The organism is Pseudacidovorax sp. DMC4 (assembly GCF_056314265.1).
The window spans coordinates 339220-359957 of the sequence record NZ_JBQUYR010000007.1 but is presented as its reverse complement, the minus strand read 5'-3'; the positions used below and the strand labels follow the sequence as shown (position 1 = coordinate 359957).

Here is a 20738-nt window from a genome sequence, read left to right as displayed (position 1 = left end):
AGTTGTGCAAAGGCGGCAGAGGCGGCAAAGCCGCGACCTGTCTTCCGCATGCCGGCCACCTCAATCGGGCAGATCGTCCAGCGTCGTCGGCTGCGCCACCGAGGTGCGATTGCCTGCCTCCCGATAAGCCGCCGCCGTCGCATACGCGATCCGACGTACGCGCATGATCGACCCGAGTGGCCGGTGCGCCGCCAGGCCGTGCCAGGGCGAGAAGGCCATGCCGTCGTCGATGGCCTTGACCCGCGCCTCGCTCCAGGCGTTCTGCGGCCCGGCCGTCACGCGGGCCACCGTCACGTAGGGACTACGGTCCTCCGGCCACTCGACCGTCGCGTCCTCGATGGGCATCGCGTCGAGGTCGGTGCACAGCTGCACCTGCAGCGCCCATGTGCCGCCCTGCGTCCGGAAGTGCTCTACAACGGCATCGCGGATGGCGTTGGGGCTGTCGCCCATGTCCAGCACCTGGTCCTTGAGCGCCCGCAGCTCCAGCGACACCGGCGTCAGGCGCAGCTTGGCCATGTATGTGCCGTACAGCATCGGCACCTGGGTGAAGAAAGTCTCGCCGAGCAGGTGCGTGAGCGGATGCGCACCCATGGACTTGAGCGCGCCGCTTTCTGCACCCAGGGCCTCCAGCGTCTTCTCCACGCCGCGCAGGGCCGCCGAGAGCAGCTCCTTCGCCTTGGGCGCACGGTCGGTGGTGGCGGCCAGCAGCTTGAGGTTGCCCAGGAATTTCTTCGCATTGGGCGTGCGGAACACGGGCCCGTTGACCATGACGAAGTCCTGCGTCACCTCCCCCTCAGAGCCTTCCATGCGCTCGCCCGGCACGCCCACCAGCTTCAGCGCCACGCCGCGGGGCGTCGACACCTTGTCGCTCAGCAGGTCGCCCGGCGGCGTGGACAGGCGCATCACGGCCGGATAGCGCGCCGGCGTGGCGAACAGGCCCTGGGCGTACCCGGGCGGCAGGCCCGACAGCACCTCGACCTCGGCACGAAGAAGCCCGTGCGACTTGGCGTGCACGCTCCGGTAGGCGTGACCTTCGTCGCGATGCACCTTCTGCGCGATCGCGATCATGGTTTCGCCCAGCTCGCGTGCGGTCTGCAGCTCGTCGTCCTCGGTGTGCTCGAACTCGGGCCGGTAGGCCAGGGGCGCGACGGCAGCGGGGGAGGGTGGGGTCATGGGATGGCGTTCTCGGGTTGGACAAGGATGGGCACCGACTTGTAGGCCGGCACATGGCTGCCTTCTGCGTGGTGCCACATCGGCACCAGCGGGTTGCATTCGGGGTAGTAGCCGGCCACGCAGCCTTCGGGAATGTCGTAGGCGCGCACGGTCAGGCCGCGAACCTCGCGCACCACGCCGTCGTCTGCGGCCGTGCGCACGTCGATGCGCTGGCCGGGCTGCAGGCCGCGGCGGGCGATGTCGGCCTCGTTCATGAAGAGCACATCGCGCGTGCCGCTCACATCGCGGAAGCGGTCGTCCAGGCTGTAGATGGTGGTGTTGAACTGGTCGTCGCTGCGCATCGTCATCAGGCGCAGCGTCTGCGGCGGGTGGCCCGGTGCATCGGGGTCGGCCACCAGCGAGCCCGGCACGATGAAGTTGGCCTTGCCGGTGGACGTTTTCCATTCCCTCTGACGCGCCGCATTGGGCTTGGGAAAGCCGCCGGGCTGCGCGAAACGGCTCTCGAAACCATGGAAGATCTGCGGATAGGTGGCCTCGATGGCGGCGCGTACCCGGGCGTAGTCCTCGCGCCACTCGGCCCAGGGCACCTGGGCGGCATCGCCCACGGCGGCCTGCGCCAGCGCGCTGACGATGGCCAGTTCCGAACGCAGGCGCTCATCGGCCGGCTCGGCCACGCCTTGGGAGGCATGGATGAAGCCAGTCGAGTCCTCCATCGACACGCGCTGCTCGCGGCCCGCCTGCCGGTCGATCTCGATGCGGCCGATGCAGGGCAGCAGGTAGCTGGCCTCGCCGGGTACCAGGTGCGTGTGGTTGAGCTTGGTCGCCACATGCACGGTCAGCGCCAGCCGCGACCAAGCGGGTTCCAGCCGAGTGTTGTCGGGCACCGAGCGCAGCAGGTTTCCGCCCAGGCTGAGCATGGCGCGCACGCTGCCGTCCAGCACCCCCTGGCAGGCGCCCACCGTGTCCAGGCCCTTGTCGCGTGGCGGCTCGAAGGCGTACTGCCGGGCCAGCTGGTCCAGCGGCGCCAGCTCGGGCTTCTCGGTGATGCCCACAGTGCGCTGGCCCTGCACGTTGGAGTGGCCGCGCACCGGGCAGATGCCCGCGCCCGGCCGGCCGATGTGGCCACCCATCAGCAGCAGGTTGCACAGCATCTGCACGTTCTTCACGCCCAGGCGGTGCTGCGTCAGGCCCATGCCGTAGACCGCGATCACCGACTTGGCGCCGCCCACCACAGCCGCCACGCGCTCAAGTGCCGCGCGAGCCAGGCCCGATTCGCGCTCGATGTCTTCCCACGACTGCTGCGTCACCCAGGCCGCGAACTCATCGAAACCCCTCGTGTGCTCGACGATGAATTCCCGGTCCAGGCCCTGCCCGCCGGCCGCCGCGGCCGCCAGCAGCGCCTTTGCCACGCCGGTCAGGGCAGCCAGGTCACCGCCCACCTTCACCTGCAGGTACTGGGTCGAAACGGTGGTCGAGGCCGGCGTGAGCATCTGCACCGGCGACTGCGGATCGATGAAGCGCACCAGCCCCGATTCGCGCAGCGGGTTGAAGCTGATGATCGGCACCCCGCGGTCGCGCGCCTCCTTGATCGGATGCAGCATGCGCGGGCTGTTGACGCCCGGGTTCTGGCCCACGAAGAGCAGGCAGTCCGCCTGCGCGAAATCCTCCAGGTGGACCGTGCCGATGGGCACGCCGATGCTCTGCGGCAGCGCCACCGAGGTGCTCTCGTGGCACATGTTCGAACTGTCGGGCAGGTTGTTGTTGCCGTAGACGCGGGCGAGCAGCTGCCAGGCATAGCTGGTTTCCAGCGAGGCGCGGCCCGAGGCGTAGAAGACGGCGGACCTCGGGTCCTCGGCGCGGAGGGCACGCAGCCGGGCCGCGATGTCCGCGATGGCCTCGTCCCAGCTCACCTCGACATAGCGGTCGGTCGCACGGTCGTAACGCATTGGCGCCGTGAGCCGGCCACCGGCTTCGAGCTCATGGTCCGACCAGCCGCGCAGTTCGCTCACCGGATGGGCGTCGAAGAAGTCGGGCGACAGGCGGCGCGCGGTCAGTTCCCACGCCGTGGCCTTGGCGCCGTTCTCGCAGAACTCGGCCACCCGGGGTTCGGCCGGTTTGGCCCAGGCGCAGCTGACGCAGGCGAAGCCGTCGGTCTTGTTCTGCTGGAGCAGGGCGCGCGTGATCTGCGCGACATTGCCTTCTTCCAGTGTGTAACGGGCCACGGCCTTGAGCGACTGCCAGCCGCCGGCGGCCATGGGTTCTTGGGAATCGGTGGAGCCTCGGGTCATCCCGCGAGGGTCGGGCCGCGAGGCATATTGCGGGGTCGGCCCGGGCGCGCCGCCCGCGTAGGCGAACAGCCGGCCCCCGTCATCCGCCGCGCCGACCGCACTCCCGCGGGTGTGGATCGTCAGGCTGTGTTCAGGCGACCGGCGGCATCTGCTGCGCCACGGCCACGATCTGCTCGCGCACCCAGCGCACGCCGGGGTCGTCGTCACGCAGGCGGTGCCACTGCAGCACCTCGGTCAGCCGCGGCGTGGGCATGGGCGGCGACAGCAGCCGCAGCGGCATGGCCTGCACGAACTGCTGGGCCAACCGGGTCTGGATGGTGGCGATGCGCTTCGTGCCCACGATGAAGCGCGGCATCAGCAGGAAGCCATGCGCCACCACCTCCACCCGCCGATTGGCGCCATGCTGGTTGGCATACCACTGCTCGAACCAGGGGTTGGCGCCCAGGTCGGCCTGGTAGACCACATGGCCGAGTTCCACGTACTGCGCGGGCGTGATGCCGCCCGCCAGCGCAGCGTTCTGTGCGCAGGCGACGACGTGGTAGGTGTCCTCGAACAGCTGCTGCTGCGGATGGTCGGCCAGCGTCAGGTGCGCCGGCGTGACCAGCAGGTCGATGCGGCCCTGGTCCAGGTCCTGCGCCATGGCGGCATGGGTGGGCCGCACATCGAAGCTCAGGCCCGGCGCCATCTGCGCGATGCGCCGCAGCGCCTCCGCCATCAGCACCTGCACCACATAGTCCGAGGCGATCACGGTGAAATGCCGGCGCGCCGTGGCCGGCTCGAACTCGGGCTGCACGCCCAAGGTGGCATCCACCTGCAGGATGATCTGGCGCACCGGCGCGATCAGCGCCTCGGCCCGCGGCGTGAGCTGCAGCGTGCGCCCGACGGGCACCAGCAGCGCGTCGCCGAAGTAGTCGCGAAGACGGGCCAGCACGCCACTCATGGCCGACTGCGTCATGTGCAGGCGCTCGGCCGCACGGGTCACGTTGCGCTCGGCCAGCAGGGCGTCGAGCGCGGCGAGCAGGTTGAGGTCGATGCGTTGGTAGCGCATGCAGGTCGTCTCCAGGTGGGGCGCAGATCATAAGGACGCGCCGCCGCGGTGCGCGCGATAAGCGACACGCATGCCTGCCGCGCCCAGGCATCGCGCCGGCCGATGGCTCGCATCGGCCGAATCTGTTGGTCTTCGCGGCGCGGACGGACCACACTGCGGCCCGCTTCGAGATTCCGCCAATGACAAGAGACAACCCCCTGCGCGGCTGGCAGGTCGACCGCGCCGCCATCCGCCACGTCGGCCGCGACCTGCAGCGCCCCGAATGCATCCTGTGCCAGCGCGACGGCACCGTCTGGGCCGCCGATGCCCGCGGCGGCGCCATGCGCATCGCGCCCGATGGCAGCCAGCAGCTGGTGGTGCCCGCCGCGCCCCCGGCCTGCGACGAGGCCGTGGACTTCGACCAGCGCTATGTGCGCAGCGAAGGCTCGCTGCCCAACGGCATGACCTTCCTGGCCAACGGCGACCTGCTGATCGCCAACTGGGGCACCGACGCCGTCGAGGTGATGGACCGCCAGGGCCGCGTTCGCCGCCTCTTCGACCGCATCGACGGCCAGCCACTGGGCAAGGCCAACTTCCCGCTGCGCGACCGGCAGGGCCGGCTGTACCTCACGGTGACCACGCGCATGCAGCCGTGGACCGAGTCCATCAACGCCCGCGCCACCGACGGCTACATCGCCCTCTTCGACGCGCAGGGCCAGGCCCGCATCGTGGCCGACGGCTTCGAGGGCACGAACGAGATCCGCCTGGACGACGCCGGCGAATGGATGTACGTGGTCGAGAGCAACGCCCGCCGCATCTCGCGCCTGCGCGTACGGCCCGACGGCACGCTGGGCGAGCGTGAGGTGTACGGCCCGGCCCGGCTGCCCGGCTTTCCCGACGGCTTCGCATTCGATGTCTTCGGCAACCTGTGGGTCACGCTGATCATGACCGACCGCCTGGTCGCCATCACGCCCGACGGCGAGCTGCTCACCCTGCTGGACGACAGCAACCCCGCCGCCACGCAGGCGCTCGATGCGCACTACGAGGCCCGCACGCTCACGCCCGAGATCATGGCCGCCGCCCACGGCACGCTGGCGCCGTGGATGGCCAGCCTGAGCTTCGGCGGCCCCGATCTGCAGACCGTCTACCTCGGAAGCCTGCGTGGCACCACCCTGCCCAGCTTCCGCGCCCCGGTGGCCGGCCAGGCCCCCATCCACTGGAACGAGGACTTCCCCGCATGAAACTCGCCACCCTCAAGAACGGCCGCAAGGATGGCCGCCTCGTCGTCGTCTCGCGCGACCTTCGCCAGGCGGTCGATGCCGACGCCATCGCGCCCACGATGCTCGATGCCATCGAACGCTGGACGCAGACCGAGGCGCTGCTGCAGGCGCTGTACGCCAGGCTCAACGCCGGTGATGCGCAGGGGGCCTTCGCCTTCGACCCGACGCAGGCCGCCGCGCCGCTGCCGCGCGCGCCGCAGTGGTGCGATGGCTCGGCTTTCCTCAACCACGGCAGGCTGATGGAGAAGGCCTTCAACATCGAGCCCGCGCCGGATTCGGACCGCATCCCGCTGATGTACCAGGGCGGCTCCGACGACCTGCTGGGCCCGCACGATGACCTGCCGCTGCCCGACGAGGCCCACGGCATCGACTTCGAGGGCGAGTTCGGCGTGATCGTCGGCGACGTGCCGCTGGGCTGTCCCGCCGCGCTGGCACTGCGCCACGTGCGCCTGCTGGTGCAGATCAACGACGTGAGCCTGCGCGGCTTCGGCCCGCGCGAGATGCGCACCGGCTTCGGCTTCTTCCAGGCCAAGCCTTCGTCCAGCTTCGCGCCGGTCGCCGTCACGCCCGACGAGATCGGCGAGGCTTGGCGAGATGGCCGGGTGCACCTGGACCTGACGGTGATGCGCGGCGACGAGCGATTCGGCCATCCCAATGGTGGCGAGATGAGCTTCGGCTTCGACCAGCTGATCGCGCATGCCGCGTTCACGCGCCGACTGACGGCCGGGACCATCGTCGGTTCGGGCACCGTCTCGAATGCCGGCGGCCAGCGCGGCTCGGCCTGCATCGCCGAGCGGCGCGCCATGGAGCTGATCGAGCACGGCGCCAGCCGCACGCCCTTCCTGCACTTCGGCGAGCGCGTGCGCATGGAGGCGCAATGGCAGGGCGCACCGGTCTTCGGCGCCATCGACCAGCGCGTGGTGCAGGCCCTGCCGCCCACCGCCTGAAGGAGCACGTCCGCATGCCCCGCTTCGTCGACCTGTCGATCTACCTCGAGAACGACGTGCTCTCCGACCCGCCGCCCCTGGCGCCGAAGATCACCTACCAGACCCACCAGGACACGCTGCCCGAGTTCCTGCAGCTGATTCCCGGCACGCGGGCCGAGGACTACCCCGAAGGCCAGGCCGCCGCCGCCGAATGGGTGACGCTGACCACCCACAGCGGCACGCACCTGGACGCGCCCTGGCACTTCCATGCCACGCAGGACGCCAAGGCCGGCGGCGCGCGGCCCTCGATGACCATCGACCAGATTCCGCTGGACTGGTGCTTCCGCCCGGGCGTGAAGCTGGACTTCCGCCACCTGCCCGATGGCCATGTGGTGAGTGCGGCCGAGGTGGAGGCGGAGCTCGCCCGCATCGGCCACGTGCTGCAGCCGCTGGACATCGTGGTGGTCAACACCCGTGCGGGCAGCCGCTATGGCCACAGCGACTACGTCAACACCGGCTGCGGCATGGGCTATGAGGCCACCATGTACCTGTTGGAGCGCGGCGTGCGCCTGACCGGCACCGACGCCTGGAGCTGGGACGCGCCCTTCTCGTACACCGCGCAGCGCATCGCCGAGACCGGCGACACCGCGTTGATCTGGGAAGGCCACAAGGCCGGCCGCGACATCGGCTACTGCCACCTGGAGAAGCTGCACAACCTGGAGTCGCTGCCGGGCGATGGCTTCACGATCTGCTGCTTCCCGCACAAGATCCGCGGCGCCTCGGCGGGCTGGACGCGGGCCGTGGCGATCTTCGAGGACTGAGCGTGAGAGTACTCGTGACCGGCGCTGGTGGCTTCATCGGCGCGCATGTGCTCGCGCTGCTGCACCGGCAGGGCCAGGTGGGCGGCCGGCGCATCGACGTGCTGGCCGCCGCAGACCAGCGGCTGGGCATGCTGCCGGACGGAGTGCTCGGGCTGGAAGGCGACCTGGGCAGCGACGAGGTGCTGGCGCGCATCGCCGCCCTCGCGCCCGACGTGTGCTTCCACCTGGCGGCCGTGCCCGGCGGGGCGGCCGAGGCCGACCCGGCGCTGAGCCGCCGCGTCAACCTCGACACCACGCTGGACCTGTTCGACACGCTGGCCGCGGCCGGCACCGGCGCGGCGCCGCCGGTCGTCGTCTACGCCAGCACCATCGCCGTCTACGGCAGCGCGCTGCCCGAGGTGGTGACGCCGCACACGCCGCTGCGGCCGCCGCTGATCTACGGCGCCCACAAGCTGGGCTGCGAGGTGCTGCTGGCGGACTTCTCGCGCCGCGGCCGGCTCGATGGCCGCGCGCTGCGCCTGCCCGGCATCGTGGCCCGGCCGCGCGCGCCTTCCGGCCTGGTGTCGGCCTTCATGAGCGAGCTGCTGCATGCGCTGGCCGCGGGCGAGCCCGTCACGCTGCCCGTGGGGCCGCAGGCCACGGCCTGGTGGATGTCGGCGCGACGCTGCGCCTGGAACCTGGTGCATGCCGCCACCATGCCGGTCGATAACGACCCGGCACGCGCCTGGCCGCTGCCCGTGCTGCACCTGTCGATGGACGACATCGTGCAGGCGCTGTCGGCCGAGTTCGGCGTGGACGGCCAGGCCCTGGTACGCCATGCGCCGCAGCCGGCCGTGGAGGCCGTGTTCGGCCGCTATCCGCCACTGGACGACCGCATTCCCCGCGCACTGGGCCTGCGCGACGACGGCGACGCGCGGGCGCTGGTGTGCCGGGCGCTCGCACCGGCCGGCGAGGCCGATGATTTTTGACTTCACCCATTCAGGAGACCTTCTTCGATGACCGATTCCGCCTCGTCCTTCGTCCATCCCACCCGCCGCACGCTGCTGCGCGGCGCCGCCGCCCTGGCCGCCGCGCCACTGGGCCTGGCGGGCACCGCCGCCCGTGCCCAGGCCGGCTTTCCCTCACGCCCCATCACCTGGGTGGTGCCCTATCCGGCCGGCGGCTTCGGCGACGCGCTGTCGCGCATGCTGGCGCAGAAGCTCTCGGCCAGCCTGGGCCAGCCGGTGGTCATCGACAACCGGCCCGGCGCCGGTGGCCAGATCGGCGCCAACTTCGTCAAGCAGCAGCCGGCCGACGGCCACACGCTGTTCTACGGCGACCTCGGCCCGTTCTCGATGAACGCCGGCCTGTATCCCAAGCTGAGCTACGACACCCTCAAGGACTTCATGCCGCTGACGCGGCTGCTGGTCTCGCCCACGCTGTTGCTGGTGCCGGCGTCGAGCCCGTTCCAGACCTTCCAGGATTTCGTCAAGGCGGCGCAGGCCGGCGGCAAGGGCCTGAACTACGGCTCCTACGGCATGGGCAGCCAGCCGCACATCTGGATGGAGATGCTGCGCCGGCAGATCAAGGGCAAGCTCACGCATGTGGCCTATAAGGGCGGCGCGCCCGCGGTGCAGGACCTGATGGCCGGCCACATCGACGCCATGCTGGACGTGGCGCCCAGTGCCATCCCGCTGGTGCGCGAGAACAAGGCCCGCGCCCTGGCCGTGGTGGGCAGCGACAAGCGCCTGCCCCAGCTGCCGCAGGTGCCCACCATTGCGGAGCTGGGCATGCCCGCGCTCAACATCCCGGGCTGGACCGGGATGGTGGTGCGCGCCGGCACGCCGGAGCCCATTGCCAACCGGCTGCACGACGAACTGGTCAAGGCCGTCACTGCGCCTGACGTGGTGCAGCGCTACACCGACCTGGGTCTGATCGTGGCGCCCAGCTCCCGCGCCGAGTTCGCCGAGCTGATCCGCACCGAGACCACGCGCTGGGGCCAGGTGATCCACCAGGTGGGGGTGAAGCTTGAGTGAGGCGACCAGGGCCCCCGGTCTCTTCTCGCTGGCGGGGCAGGTGGCCCTGGTCACCGGTGCCACCGGCGGCCTCGGCCAGGCCATCGCCCTGGCCTATGCGCAGCACGGAGCAAGCCTGGTGCTGTCGGACCGCGACGACGCTGCGCTGCGCGACATCGCGGCCCGTTGCGCGTCGCTCGGCGGCGCCGTCCGGACCGTGGTGGCCGACCTGTCGGTGCCCGCCCAGGTGCAGGCGCTGGCCGAACAGGCCCGCACCGCCTTCGGGCGCATCGACCTGCTGGTCTGCAATGCCGGCATGCAGGGCCCGGCGGGGCCGCTGCTGGAGGCGCCGGCCGAAGACTGGGCGCGCGTGTTCCAGGTCAACCTGGCCAGCGCCCATGCCCTGTGCGCCGCGCTGGTGCCGGCCATGGGCGAGCGCGGCCACGGCCGCGTGGTCCTGATGGCCAGCATCGCCGCCCTGCGCGGCAACGGCGCCATCGGCCTGTACGGCCTCAGCAAGGCAGCGCTGGCGCAGATGGCGCGCAACCTGGCGGTGGAGTGGGGCCCGCGCGGCGTGTGCGTCAACGCCATCGCCCCGGGCCTGATCCGTACTCCGCTGGCCGAAGGCCTGATGGCCAACGAGGCCTTCATGGCCCGCCGGCTGGCGGCCACCCCGCTGCGCCGCGTGGGCGAACCGCACGAGGTGGCCGGCGTCGCCGTGATGCTGGCCTCGGCGGCCGGCGGCTTCATCACCGGGCAGACGCTGGTGGTGGACGGCGGCACCGTGATCTCGGACGGCAGCTGAGCGGCGCGCGTCCGCCCCCGACAACCAGCCCGACGAAGGGCAAGGAGACAGCAAGCATGTTCAAGTACTTCCCCACCAACTACGTCTGGAACCTCTCGGTCGATCTGGCCATCGAGATGGGCGCCCGCATCGGCGAGATCGAGGCCATGTGCGCGCCGCTCAAGGAGGCCGCGCACCAGCCCGATGCGGCCGCGTCGCTGGCCTTCCGGCAGAGCTGGGAGCGCATGGCCGACCAGCTGTGCGAACTCGCGGCCGAGGACGAGGCCCGCGGCCGGCTGATCTCGGCCGGCGACAAGCTGGGCCGTGCCGCCACCTACCTGATCACGGCCGAGCGCATGCAGGGCCACGGCGCAGCGGGCCGCGAGGCGCTGTACCGGCGCTTTCTCGACACCTTCGCGCGCGGCATCACGCTGGCGGGCGAGAACTGCGAGCAGGTGGAGATTCCCTACGAGGGCGGCGTGCTGGCCGGCCTCTATGTGCGCGCCCAGGGCGTGCAGGGCCGCGCGCCGGTGCTGCTGCAGCTCAACGGCCTGGATTCGACCAAGGAGATGAAGTACCGCGTCGGGCTGCCGCACTGGCTGGCGCAGCGCGGCATTTCGTCGCTGGTGCTCGACCAGCCCGGCACCGGCGAGGCGCTGCGCCTGCATGGCATGACGGCCCGCTTCGACGCCGAGCACTGGGCCAGCCGCGTGGTCGACTGGTTGGAGGCACGCGAAGACATCGACCCGCAGCGCATCGGCTGCGAAGGCGTCTCGCTGGGTGGCTACTACTGCCCGCGCGCCGTCGCCTTCGAGCCGCGCTTTGCCTGCGGTGTGGTCTGGGGTGCCAACCACGACTGGCGCGACGTGCAGAAGCGCCGGCTGGAGAAGGAAGGCAGCTTTCCGGTGCCGCATTACTGGGAGCATGTGCGCTGGGTCTGGGGCGCCAGGGACATGGACGACTTCATGCGCATCGCCGAACAGGTGCATCTGGACGGCGTGGTCGAGAAGATCCGCGTGCCCTTCCTGGTCACGCATGGGCAGAAGGACTCGCAGATCCCGCTCAAGTGGGCCGAGCGCACCTACGAGCAACTGGTGAACAGCCCGAAGCGCGAGCTGAAGATCTTCACCGACCGCGAAGGCGGCGCGCAGCATTCGAGCTTCGACAACTCGGCCAATGCCGGCGCCTACATCGCCGACTGGGTGGCCGAGACGCTGGGTGGGCGCACCGCCGCCGCACGCTGAGCGCAGAACCACAAGGAGACATGACCATGGCATCCACTCGCCGCCATTTCCTCGCCGGCATCGCGCCGCTCGCGTTGCCGCTGGCCATTCCGACGTCCGCCTTCGCGGCGGAAGAGGGCGCCTACCCGCAGCGTCCCATCAAGCTCGTGGTGCCCCAGCCGCCCGGCGGCCCCTCGGACATCGTGGCGCGCTTCCTGGCCGAGAGCATGCGCGCCAGCCTGGGCCAGCCCCTGGTGATCGACAACCGGCCCGGTGCCGCAGGCCTGATCGGTACCGCCGCCGCCGCGGCGGCGCCGGCCGACGGCTACACGGTGCTGGTCACCTCGCGCTCCAACCACATCATCGCGCCGCTGGTACAGCAAGGTGCCACGGTACAGCCGACACGCGACCTGATGCCGGTGGGCTTGGCGCTGCGGGCGGTGGGCATCCTGGCGACGCCCGCGCGTTCGCCCTGGCGCAGCCTGCGCGAGCTGGTCGCCACCGCCAAGGCCCAGCCGGGCAAGCTCTTCTACGGCAGTGCCGGCATCGGCGCCACCAACCACATCGCCCTGGAGCAGTTCAAGACGCTGGCAGGCATCGAGCTTGTGCATGTGCCCTACAAGGGCTCGGGCCCGCTCATCACCGGCCTGATGGCGGGCGAGGTGCAACTCGCGCTGCTGGACTTCTCCTCGGCCCAGCCGGCGCTCAAGGGCGGCAGCATCGTGCCGCTGGCGCAGACCGGCCTGCGGCGCCTGAGCTCCATGGCGGAGGTGCCCACGCTCACAGAAGAGGGATTCCCGCGCTTCGATGCCTCGTTCTGGATCGGCCTGGCCGTGCCGCAGGGCACGCCGGCTGCCGTGATCGCCCGGCTGTCGAAGGCCCTCGACACCGCCCTGGCCGACACCCAGATGAAGGCCCGCGCCCAGGTCAACGGCTGGGAGCTGGCCGGCGGCGGACCCGCGCCCCTGGAGGCGCTGATCCGGCAGGACATGACCGACTTTCCCCCGCTGGTGCGCCGGCTCGACCTGAAGGCCTGATCGCCTCCTCGCCCGGTCGCCGCACCGCGGCCACGCCCGGCCCGCCAGCGGCCGGCGTGCCCATTCCTTGAACATCACGAGACAAACGACATGCGCTTCTCCTCTCTCTCGCGACGCCATCTGTGCAGCGTGGCCGTTGCTTCGCTCCTGGTCGCCGGCCTGCCGGGCGGCATGGCGCTGGCCCAGTCCGCCTATCCCGCCAAGGCCGTCAAGCTGGTGGTGCCCTTTCCACCGGGCGTGTCGCCCGATGTGATCGCCCGCCTCTGGGGCGAGGGCTTCACCCGCCTCACGGGCCAGCCGGTGGTGGTCGAGAACCGGCCGGGTGCCAGCACGATCATCGGCGCGCAGGCCGTGGCCAATGCGCCGGCCGACGGCTACACGCTGCTCTGGACGGTCAACAACACCTTCTCGATCAACCCCTACGTCTACAAGAAGCTGCCGTACAAGGCCGAGGACTTCGTGCCCGTCACGCGCATCCTGTCGGTGCCCTATGTGCTCGTGACCTCGGTGGATTCGAAGTACCGCACGCTGCAGGACCTGGTGCGCGAGGCCAAGGCCCGGCCCGATGCGCTCAGCTACGCCAGCGCGGGCATCGGCCAGGGCACGCACGTCGCCCTGGCACGGTGGCTGAACCAGGCCGGCCTGAAGATGACCCATGTGCCCTACAAGGACCAGTTCGTGCCCGACGTGATCGCCGGCCGCATCGACGTGGCCCTGGACGCCAGCACCGGTGCCATTCCGCAGGTGCGCGCCGGCAAGGTGCGGGCCCTCGGCGTGACCAGCGCGCAGCGCATCGCGGGCCTGCCCGACGTGCCCGCCATCGCGGAGCTGTACCCCGGCTTCGTCGGCGACTCCTGGCACGGCATCTTCGTGCCCAAGGGCACGCCCGACGCCGTGCAGGCGGCGCTGCTGGCCACCTCGCAGAAGGTGATGGCCGACCCGGCCTTCCGCGCCAAGCTGCTCGACTACGGCCTCACGCCCGTGGGCGAAGGCCCCGAGGCCTTCCGCAAGTTCCTGGACGAGGATGCCCGCGCCTGGGCCAAGGTGGTCAAGGACAACCACATCACGGCCGAATGAGCGGTCAGCCCCCCGAGCGCGGCGGCGCGCAGGACCGGGCCCGGGTAGCCTGCGCATCGCTCATTCGATCCGGATGTTGGCCTCGGCCACGATGCGCCGGTAGAGCGTCATGTCCTCCGCAATGGCGCGGCCCAGTTGGCCCGGCTCGCCACTGGCTGCATTGAGGCCCAGGTCTTCCAGTGTCCGGCGCAGGCCCGGGTCAGCCAGGGCCGTCGCCGCGGCGCGCTGCAGCTTCTCCATCAGTGGCTGCGGCAAGCCCTGCGGGGCCAGCAGGCCAACCCAGGAGTCGAGCGTGAATTTGGGCAGCCCGGCCTCGGCCACCGTGGGCACGTTGGGCAGCCGCGGGTCGCGGCGCGAACCGGTCACCGCGATGATGCGCACCTTGCCCGCGTCCGCATAGGCCTTGGAGGCCGCATCGAAGGTCAGGTCCAGCAAGCCCGCTGCCACGTCGGCCGCCGCGGCCGCGGTGGACTTGTAGGGCACGTGGACCATGTTCGTTCCTGTGAGGAGCTTGAAGTACTCGCCGCCGAAGTGGGTACCGCTGCCCTGGCCCGCGCTGCCGTAGCTGAGCTTGCCCGGATGGCTGCGGGCATAGTCGATCAGGCCCTGCAGGTCGGTCACCGGCAGCTTGTTGCTCACCACCACGGGCAGGCCGTAGGTGCCGGCCATGGCCAGGGGCGCCAGCAGCCGCGTCGGGTCGTAGCGCGCCGTCGGGTCGACGATGGGCAGGATGCTGTAGCTGGTGTTGGTGAACAGCAGCGTGCGCCCGTCGGGCGTCGCGCGTGCCACGGCGTCGATGCCGATGCGCGAGCCGGCGCCGGGGCGGTTCTCGACGATCAGCGTCTCGCCCAGCAGGCGCGACATGCGCTCGGCCAGCGCGCGGGCGGCCACGTCGGTCACGCCGCCCGGCGGGAAGGGCACGACGATCTTGATGGCCTGCGACTGGGCCAGCGCCGGCCCGCAGGCGAGGGCACCGAGCCCCAGCAGCAGCAGCGAGCGGCGAAGCAGGGAAGGGTGGGCTGTCATGGTATGTCTCCGTCGTTGTCGGTCGTTGTCGTGGTGGGGCTGTGCCCTCAGCCGCCCGCGGGCACGAGCCCGTCCCAGCAGAGGTACTTGATCTCCATGAATTCGTCGATGCCATGGCGCGAGCCCTCGCGGCCCAGGCCGCTCTGCTTGACCCCGCCGAAGGGCGCCACCTCGTTCGAGATGAGGCCGCAGTTGATGCCCACCATGCCCGATTCGAGCCCGGCCGACACGCGCCAGAGGCGCGCGGCGTCGCGACTGTAGAGGTAGGCCGCCAGACCGAACTCGGTGGCATTGGCCATCTGCAGCGCCTCGGTCTCGGTGTCGAAGCGGAACACCGGCGCCAGCGGCCCGAAGGTCTCCTCCCGCGCCACGGCCATCGCCGGCGTGGCGCCGACCAGCACCGTGGGCTGGAAGAAGCGACCGCCCAGCGCATGCCGCCCGCCGCCGTGGGCCACGCGGGCGCCGTGCGCGCAGGCATCGGCGATGTGGGCCTCGACCTTGGCCACGGCCGCATCGTCGATCAGCGGACCGAGCTGCGAGCCGGCCTCCAGCCCATGGCCCACCCGCAGTTGCGCCACGCGCCGCAGCAGGCGCTCCACGAAGGCATCGTGCACGCCCGACTGCACCAGCAGACGGTTGGCGCTGATGCAGGCCTGTCCGGTGTTGCGGAACTTGGCGGCCACGGCGCCTTCCACGGCTGCATCGATGTCCGCGTCGTCGAAGACCAGGAAGGGCGCATTGCCCCCCAGCTCCATCGAGCACTTCTTGATGGTGTCCGCCGCCTGGGCGAGCAGCAGGCGCCCGACCTCGGTGGAGCCGGTGAAGGTGATCTTGCGCACCAGCGGATGGGTGCACAGCACGCCGCCGATGGCACGCGTGTCGTGGCCCGTGAGCACGTTGAAGACGCCGTCGGGCACGCCGGCTCGCCGCCCCAGTTCGGCCAGTGCCAGTGCGGTCAGGGGCGTCTGGCTCGCGGGCTTGACCACCATGGTGCAGCCGGCCGCCAGCGCCGGTCCGGCCTTGCGGGTGATCATGGCCGCCGGGAAGTTCCAGGGCGTGATGGCCGCGCACACGCCGATGGGCTCGCGCAGCGTGACGATGCGCGCCGTGGTGCGCGGCCCGGCCAGCACCTCGCCGGCCACCCGGGTCGCCTCTTCGGAGAACCAGCGCAGGAAGGAGGCCGCATAGTCCACTTCGGTACGCGCCTCGGCCAGCGGCTTGCCGCCTTCCAGTGTGATCAGCGTCGCCAGGTCTTCTCGGTGCGTCACCATGCCGTCGTACCAGCGCCGCAGCACGTCGGCCCGTTCGCGGGCCGTGGTCGCTCGCCAGCGCAGGAAGGCGCGCTGGGCGGCCTCGATCGCGGCCTCGGTCTCGGCCTCGCGCAGCCGCGGCAGCTCGGCAATCAGCGTGTCGTCGGCGGGGTTGTGCACGGCCGAGCGGCCATGGGGCGTCTCGTCGATCCACCGGCCATCGACGAAGGCCGCACTTCGCAGGAGGCTCGCGTCCTGGAGCAGCGATGCGACGGGCGATGCGCTCAGCATGGATGGCGCCCCGTCATGAAGGCGCTGTCGGCATCGGCCGTGACCGGCAGGCCCGAGGCCACCAGGCCCTGGCGCAGCATCTTCATCAGCCGGTCGGGCACCCGCATGGCGGGCCCGCGCAGCGGACCGCCGTTGAAGCCGGCCAGCCAGTCCTGGTACTTCCACATCGTGCGGTTGAGCACGCCGGTGCCGCCGGCGTAGGACTGGGCGGCGGCGCCGTTGGCGTTTCGCGCCGGCCCCACGCGCCAGTAGGCCTCCATGGCGGCGTCCCATTCGCCGCGACGAGCCAGATCGAAGGCGCGCGGGTAGTAGTGGCTCATCCACTGCGTGTTGCTGGTGCCCGAGAACTGCAGCTGCATCAGGCTCATCATGGGAATGGCGTCGGCCTCGATCGGGCAGCTGATCACCACCTCGTCGCGGAAGTGGTGATACATCTCGCACAGCCCGCCGATCAGCGGATAGCCCTGCTCGGACTTGATGGCAACGATGTTCGGGCAGTCGTCGAGCAGCCGACGCACCAGGCCCACCGACATGCCGGCCGGGTGCACCCGCTCGAAGCCCCACAAGGGAATGGGGAAGAGCATCACCGCCAGGTCGGTCGCCTCGCAGAAGGCGCGGGTGTAGTCGTAGATCTCCTGCTCGGTCGTGGGCCAGAACTGCGGCGGGTACGACAGCAGCACGATGTCGGCGCCGGCCTTCTGCGCCAGCTGTACGGCCTCGATGTTCTCCGCCAGCGTGCCGAAGGCGGCATGGAAGAACAGGCCCATGTCCTGGCCCACGGTGTCGCGGGCCCAGGCGGTGAACTGGGCGTTCTCCTCCGGCGTGATGGCCACCTCGCTGCACAGCAGGGTGTAGCGGTAGCCCAGCTCGCGCGCCAGGGCCACGTCATGGCGGATGCCGCCTTCGTTCAGCCGCTTGAGGTCGGCCGAGTAGCTGGGAATGGTGACGGCCGAGCAGCCGGTCAGGTGTTCGCGCGCCCAGGCGCGGGCGTCTTTGCGGGCATAGGAAGGCATGGGGGTACTCCGAGGGAATGAAGGGGAAGGGCTCACTTGGCCACGGGCACGATGGACCGCGCCAGCGCCTCGCCCCGGCCGCTGGCCCGGGCGCGTTCGAACAGCATCTCGGCCACCACCACGTCCTGCAGCGCCGAGCCGACGGACTTGTAGAGCACGATGTCGGACGGGCCACGCACCAGCCGGCCGGCGACGAGCTCGGTCAGCGGATGCAGCCGGTCCTCGAAGGCGATGCCTGCGGCGCGGGCGGCCAGCATGTCGCCGGTGTCGTGCGCCACCTCGTCGGGCATGTCGGCCACGATGAGTGCGCTGCGGGCGAGGGTGTCGACGTCGACCTCGCGCTGCTCCGGCAGCGTGGAGCCGATGGAAACCACCGTGGCGCCAGCGGCCAGCCAGCGGCCTTGCAGCACGGGCGTCTCGTCGCGGCTGCGCGCGGCGCACAGCACCACGTCGGCCTCGGCCACGGCCACCTCGGCACTGGAACTGGCCTGCACGTCGTCGCACAGCTGCCGGTGGAAGTCCGCCGCGAAGGCCTCGCGGCGCTGCGGCGTGGGGCTGTAGACCCGCACCCGCGAGAGTGCGCGGACGGCCGCCAGCGCAGACAGCAGGCCGCGTGCCTCGAAGCCGGCGCCGATCACGGCCACCGCGAGCGGACGCCGGGGCGCCGCGGCGTCCACCGCCAGGGCGGCCGTCGCGGCGGTGCGGATGCCCGTGATGCGGTTGCCGTCGATGAGCGCTGCCAGCGCGGTGCTGCGCTGGTCGAACAGCGACACCAGGTAGCTGGCACGTCGCGCCGTCATCGAGGCCGCGATCAGCTTGCAGCCCATGTGCGCGCCGGTGGGCGAGACCGCGCTCAGTCCGCGCAGCCACAGGCCGTCGCCACGGGCCATGGAGCGTGGGGGCACCGCGGCCGGCGCGATTGGCTGCACGTAGGCCTGGCGCAGGGCCTCGATGGCCGCCGGCCAATCGGCCAGTTCGGCCACGTCCTCGTCGCTGAGGAACAGGGTCAGCGGCGGCGCAGAAGCCGCTTCTGGGTGGGACGAGCCCATGGTGTCTCCTTGGAAAGAGACCCGATGCTAGAGAGCCCCTGCCTCCCAGGCGAGCGCATCGGCGCGAAAGCAGCATTCGCGCAAATGCAAAGCGGACGGACTCAGCCGTGCAGCCGCAGCACGCCCGGGGCCAGGGTGCGCAGCAGCGCCGCCACCGATCGCGTGGCCAGCGTGCTCGGCCTTTGGGCCGTCTCGGCCAGCACGACCGCGCGGGTGAGCGTCGGGCGCGCGATGCGCACCACGGCAAGCTGGCGCGCAAGCGGCGCGTCGAGCGTGCCGGCGGTGATGGCCACGCCGCCGCCACTGGCCACCATCTGGTGCTGGAGCCGGATGGAATCGGCCTCGAGCGCGCAGGTCAGCGCGACGCCACGGTCCCGCGCCAGCTTCACCAGCCGGGCGCGCAGCGGATGCGGGTCGCTCGGCAGCACCAGCGGCAGTCCGGCCAGCTCGTCGAAGGAGACGGTCTTGCGCCCGGCCAGCGGATGCTGGCGCGGCATCACGAGGTTCAGGTGCAGCCGTGCCAGCACCGGCTCGGTGGCGTCGTCCGGCGTGTCGGTCTCGCGCAGCAGCGTGGCCATGTCGAGCCGGCCCTGGCCCAGCCATTCCTCCAGCTGGCCGCTGGCGCCCTCCGTCAGGTGCAGGCGCACCTCCGGCCAGCGGCGCCTCGCCTCGGTGAACAGCGGACCGGCGAGCACGCCCACCGTGGAAGGCAGCATGCCGACACGGACATCGCCCATCGGCAGCCCGCTGCGGGTGCGCATGTCGTCCGCCAGCTGCTCGGCCTCGCGCATGAGCGCCTGGATGCGCGGCAGCACCTGCGCGCCGAACTCGGTGAGCACCACCCCCCGGCCCGTGCGCCGGAAGAGCCGGGTGCCCGCATCGGTCTCCAGCTGGGCGATGTTGCGGCTGACGACCGACGCCGGCATGTCGAGCGTCCGCGCGGCACCCGTGACGCTGCCAGCCTGGGCCACATGCACGAAGAGCCGCCATTTGGCGTCGAGGATGGTGGGAGCAGAGGCGGCCATGGCCCCGGATTGTGCGCAGGGCGCAATGCGAAATGGCTCGGCTTCCCCCGCCGCATCACTTTGTCGCGACACCGGCGGAGGAGTGGCGCGGCAGTTGCCACTCAGGCGCGGAGATCCGGCACGCGCGGCAGAGCGCCAGCGTGGGCTGGAATGGCGGCGCCGGCGTGGACGCGTCCGCCCGTCCGCTGGGCCAGCACGAAGGCCGGCAGCGCCAGCAGTGCGCAACCGGCGAGCACGGCGAACGCCAGCCCGAAGTGCCCCCCGTGCCCCACGATGCCGTTGGCCAGGCCGGCGCTGAAGGCCGCGCCGACGCCCTGCATCGTCAGCACCAGGCCGAGGGCCAGGTTGTAGCGGCCCGAGCCGCGCACATAGCGCTCCACCATCAGCGGGGTGGCCACGCCCAGCGCACCGGCGGCGATGCCGTCCAGCACCTGCACCGGCAGGTTGGCCCACACGCTCGGGAAGGCCCAGGCCAGCAGCCCGCGCACCGGCAGGATCAGGATGGACAGGTAGACGAAGGCCGACAGGTCCCAGCGCCGGCTGCGCGACACCCACAGCGCCACCGGCACCATGGTGAGTTGTGCCACCACGATGGCGACGCCGGTCCACAGCAGCGGCGCCGCGTCGGGCTGGGTGGCTGCGAGCCGCTGGTTGAGCAGCGGCAGCATGGCCGCGTTCCCCAGGTGGAAGAGGGCACAGGTCAGCGCGAAGAGCCACAGGGCCTTGTGCCGCAGCAGCTCGGAAAACCCCTCGGGCGCCGCGGCGGTGGGCGGCCCATCGGACGCGGCCGGGTCCACGCCCCGGGCCGCGGCATGGTCGATGTCCTGCGCGCGGATGGCCGCCACGCACAGCAGCGCGCCCACCGACATGGCCAGCATGACGGCCATCATCCAGGGGGCGCCAAACAGGTGGGCCACTACGCCCGCCCCCAGTGCCGAGACGATGTTGCCTGCGTGACTCCAGGCCTCGTTGCGGCCGGTCTGTCGGCGCAGGCCCTCGCGGCGCGCGAGGCCGAGCGTCAGGCCGGCCAGCGCCGCCGCCAGCAGCGCCCCGGCCGCACCCGCCACGGCCTGCGAGGCGATCAGCAGGGCCGGCGAGCGCGTGGTGAAGGCGCAGGCACTGCCGGCCAGCACCAGCATCACCGCGACGACCAGGAGCAGCCGCTTGGCCGCGGACCGGTCCACCCACGCACCCGCCAGCGGCGTCATCACCACGGCAGCCAGCCCGCCCGCGGTCAGCGTCAGGCCGATCAGTGATTGCTCGACCCGCTGGCTCTGCAGGTAGGTGGCCAGGAAGGGCCCGAGCCCATCGCGCACGTCGGCCAGGAAGAAGGCCATCCACGCCAGGGCCGTGAGCGAACCCGCGGTGGCTGCGGCAGCCGGGGCCGGGCGCGAAGGGGCGGCCATGGGCATCGCCAGCGTGGGGGTGGTGGTCATGCGCGCCTCTCCTGCAGC

Annotated in this window: 18 protein-coding genes; 9 read left to right on the top strand and 9 right to left on the bottom strand. The window is 71.4% G+C overall.

Annotation, left to right across the window (positions count from 1 at the left end; translation table 11 throughout):
- Positions 1 to 60: 60 nt before the first annotated feature.
- The 3 genes from ACT54X_RS15695 to ACT54X_RS15685 form a co-directional block, all read right to left on the bottom strand.
- A complete protein-coding gene (locus tag ACT54X_RS15695; RefSeq protein ID WP_476347422.1) occupies positions 61 to 1173 on the bottom strand; it encodes a catalase family protein in 1113 nt (370 codons plus the stop codon).
- On the bottom strand, positions 1170 to 3461 hold the full coding sequence (locus tag ACT54X_RS15690) for an FdhF/YdeP family oxidoreductase (RefSeq protein ID WP_476347421.1): 2292 nt from the start codon (positions 3459 to 3461) through the stop codon (positions 1170 to 1172). Before ACT54X_RS15690 ends, ACT54X_RS15695 begins: the two co-directional genes overlap by 4 nt.
- A 130-nt stretch (positions 3462 to 3591) precedes the next feature.
- The gene (locus ACT54X_RS15685; RefSeq protein WP_476347420.1) at positions 3592 to 4509 is read right to left on the bottom strand and encodes a LysR family transcriptional regulator; all 918 of its coding nucleotides are present in this window, start codon (positions 4507 to 4509) and stop codon (positions 3592 to 3594) included.
- A 179-nt stretch (positions 4510 to 4688) separates the two neighbouring features.
- Here ACT54X_RS15685 and ACT54X_RS15680 point away from each other — a divergent pair, with 179 nt between their 5' ends.
- The 9 genes from ACT54X_RS15680 (at position 4689) to ACT54X_RS15640 (ending at position 13630) form a co-directional block, all read left to right on the top strand.
- Positions 4689 to 5729: an SMP-30/gluconolactonase/LRE family protein gene (locus ACT54X_RS15680; protein WP_476347419.1), complete on the top strand. Its 1041-nt coding sequence runs from the start codon at positions 4689 to 4691 to the stop codon at positions 5727 to 5729.
- A complete protein-coding gene (locus ACT54X_RS15675) occupies positions 5726 to 6715 on the top strand; it encodes a fumarylacetoacetate hydrolase family protein (RefSeq protein ID WP_476347418.1) in 990 nt (329 codons plus the stop codon). The genes ACT54X_RS15680 and ACT54X_RS15675 overlap by 4 nt, the downstream gene beginning before the upstream one ends.
- A 14-nt stretch (positions 6716 to 6729) precedes the next feature.
- A complete protein-coding gene (locus ACT54X_RS15670) occupies positions 6730 to 7515 on the top strand; it encodes a cyclase family protein (protein WP_476347417.1) in 786 nt (261 codons plus the stop codon).
- 2 nt (positions 7516 to 7517) lie between these two features.
- A complete protein-coding gene (locus tag ACT54X_RS15665; protein WP_476347416.1) occupies positions 7518 to 8483 on the top strand; it encodes an NAD-dependent epimerase/dehydratase family protein in 966 nt (321 codons plus the stop codon).
- A gap of 27 nt (positions 8484 to 8510) precedes the next feature.
- Positions 8511 to 9530 (top strand): Bug family tripartite tricarboxylate transporter substrate binding protein, encoded by a 1020-nt coding sequence (locus tag ACT54X_RS15660; protein WP_476347415.1) that lies wholly within the window; start codon positions 8511 to 8513, stop codon positions 9528 to 9530.
- Complete coding sequence (locus ACT54X_RS15655) at positions 9523 to 10314, top strand: SDR family NAD(P)-dependent oxidoreductase (protein ID WP_294371947.1); 792 nt, start codon at positions 9523 to 9525, stop codon at positions 10312 to 10314. Before ACT54X_RS15660 ends, ACT54X_RS15655 begins: the two co-directional genes overlap by 8 nt.
- A 56-nt stretch (positions 10315 to 10370) precedes the next feature.
- Complete coding sequence (locus ACT54X_RS15650) at positions 10371 to 11537, top strand: alpha/beta hydrolase family protein (protein WP_476347414.1); 1167 nt, start codon at positions 10371 to 10373, stop codon at positions 11535 to 11537.
- A gap of 26 nt (positions 11538 to 11563) precedes the next feature.
- Positions 11564 to 12553 (top strand): Bug family tripartite tricarboxylate transporter substrate binding protein, encoded by a 990-nt coding sequence (locus ACT54X_RS15645; protein ID WP_476347413.1) that lies wholly within the window; start codon positions 11564 to 11566, stop codon positions 12551 to 12553.
- A 90-nt stretch (positions 12554 to 12643) separates the two neighbouring features.
- Positions 12644 to 13630: a Bug family tripartite tricarboxylate transporter substrate binding protein gene (locus tag ACT54X_RS15640; RefSeq protein WP_354319290.1), complete on the top strand. Its 987-nt coding sequence runs from the start codon at positions 12644 to 12646 to the stop codon at positions 13628 to 13630.
- A gap of 60 nt (positions 13631 to 13690) precedes the next feature.
- Here ACT54X_RS15640 and ACT54X_RS15635 read toward each other — a convergent pair whose 3' ends face one another.
- From ACT54X_RS15635 to ACT54X_RS15610, 6 genes are all read right to left on the bottom strand, one after another.
- Complete coding sequence (locus ACT54X_RS15635) at positions 13691 to 14656, bottom strand: tripartite tricarboxylate transporter substrate-binding protein (RefSeq protein ID WP_476347412.1); 966 nt, start codon at positions 14654 to 14656, stop codon at positions 13691 to 13693.
- Between the two features lie 47 nt (positions 14657 to 14703).
- Positions 14704 to 16197 carry an NAD-dependent succinate-semialdehyde dehydrogenase gene (locus ACT54X_RS15630; protein ID WP_476347411.1) on the bottom strand — a complete coding sequence of 498 codons (1494 nt, stop codon included), beginning with the start codon at positions 16195 to 16197 and terminating at the stop codon, positions 14704 to 14706.
- Positions 16191 to 17210 carry a dihydrodipicolinate synthase family protein gene (locus tag ACT54X_RS15625; RefSeq protein WP_476347410.1) on the bottom strand — a complete coding sequence of 340 codons (1020 nt, stop codon included), beginning with the start codon at positions 17208 to 17210 and terminating at the stop codon, positions 16191 to 16193. The genes ACT54X_RS15630 and ACT54X_RS15625 overlap by 7 nt, the downstream gene beginning before the upstream one ends.
- A 32-nt stretch (positions 17211 to 17242) precedes the next feature.
- Positions 17243 to 18259, bottom strand: coding sequence for an ornithine cyclodeaminase family protein (locus ACT54X_RS15620; RefSeq protein WP_476347409.1), 1017 nt, complete (start codon positions 18257 to 18259; stop codon positions 17243 to 17245).
- Positions 18260 to 18360: 101 nt separating this feature from the next.
- A complete protein-coding gene (locus ACT54X_RS15615) occupies positions 18361 to 19284 on the bottom strand; it encodes a LysR family transcriptional regulator (protein ID WP_476347408.1) in 924 nt (307 codons plus the stop codon).
- Between the two features lie 101 nt (positions 19285 to 19385).
- Positions 19386 to 20720: an MFS transporter gene (locus tag ACT54X_RS15610; RefSeq protein ID WP_294371975.1), complete on the bottom strand. Its 1335-nt coding sequence runs from the start codon at positions 20718 to 20720 to the stop codon at positions 19386 to 19388.
- Positions 20721 to 20738: the final 18 nt, after the last annotated feature.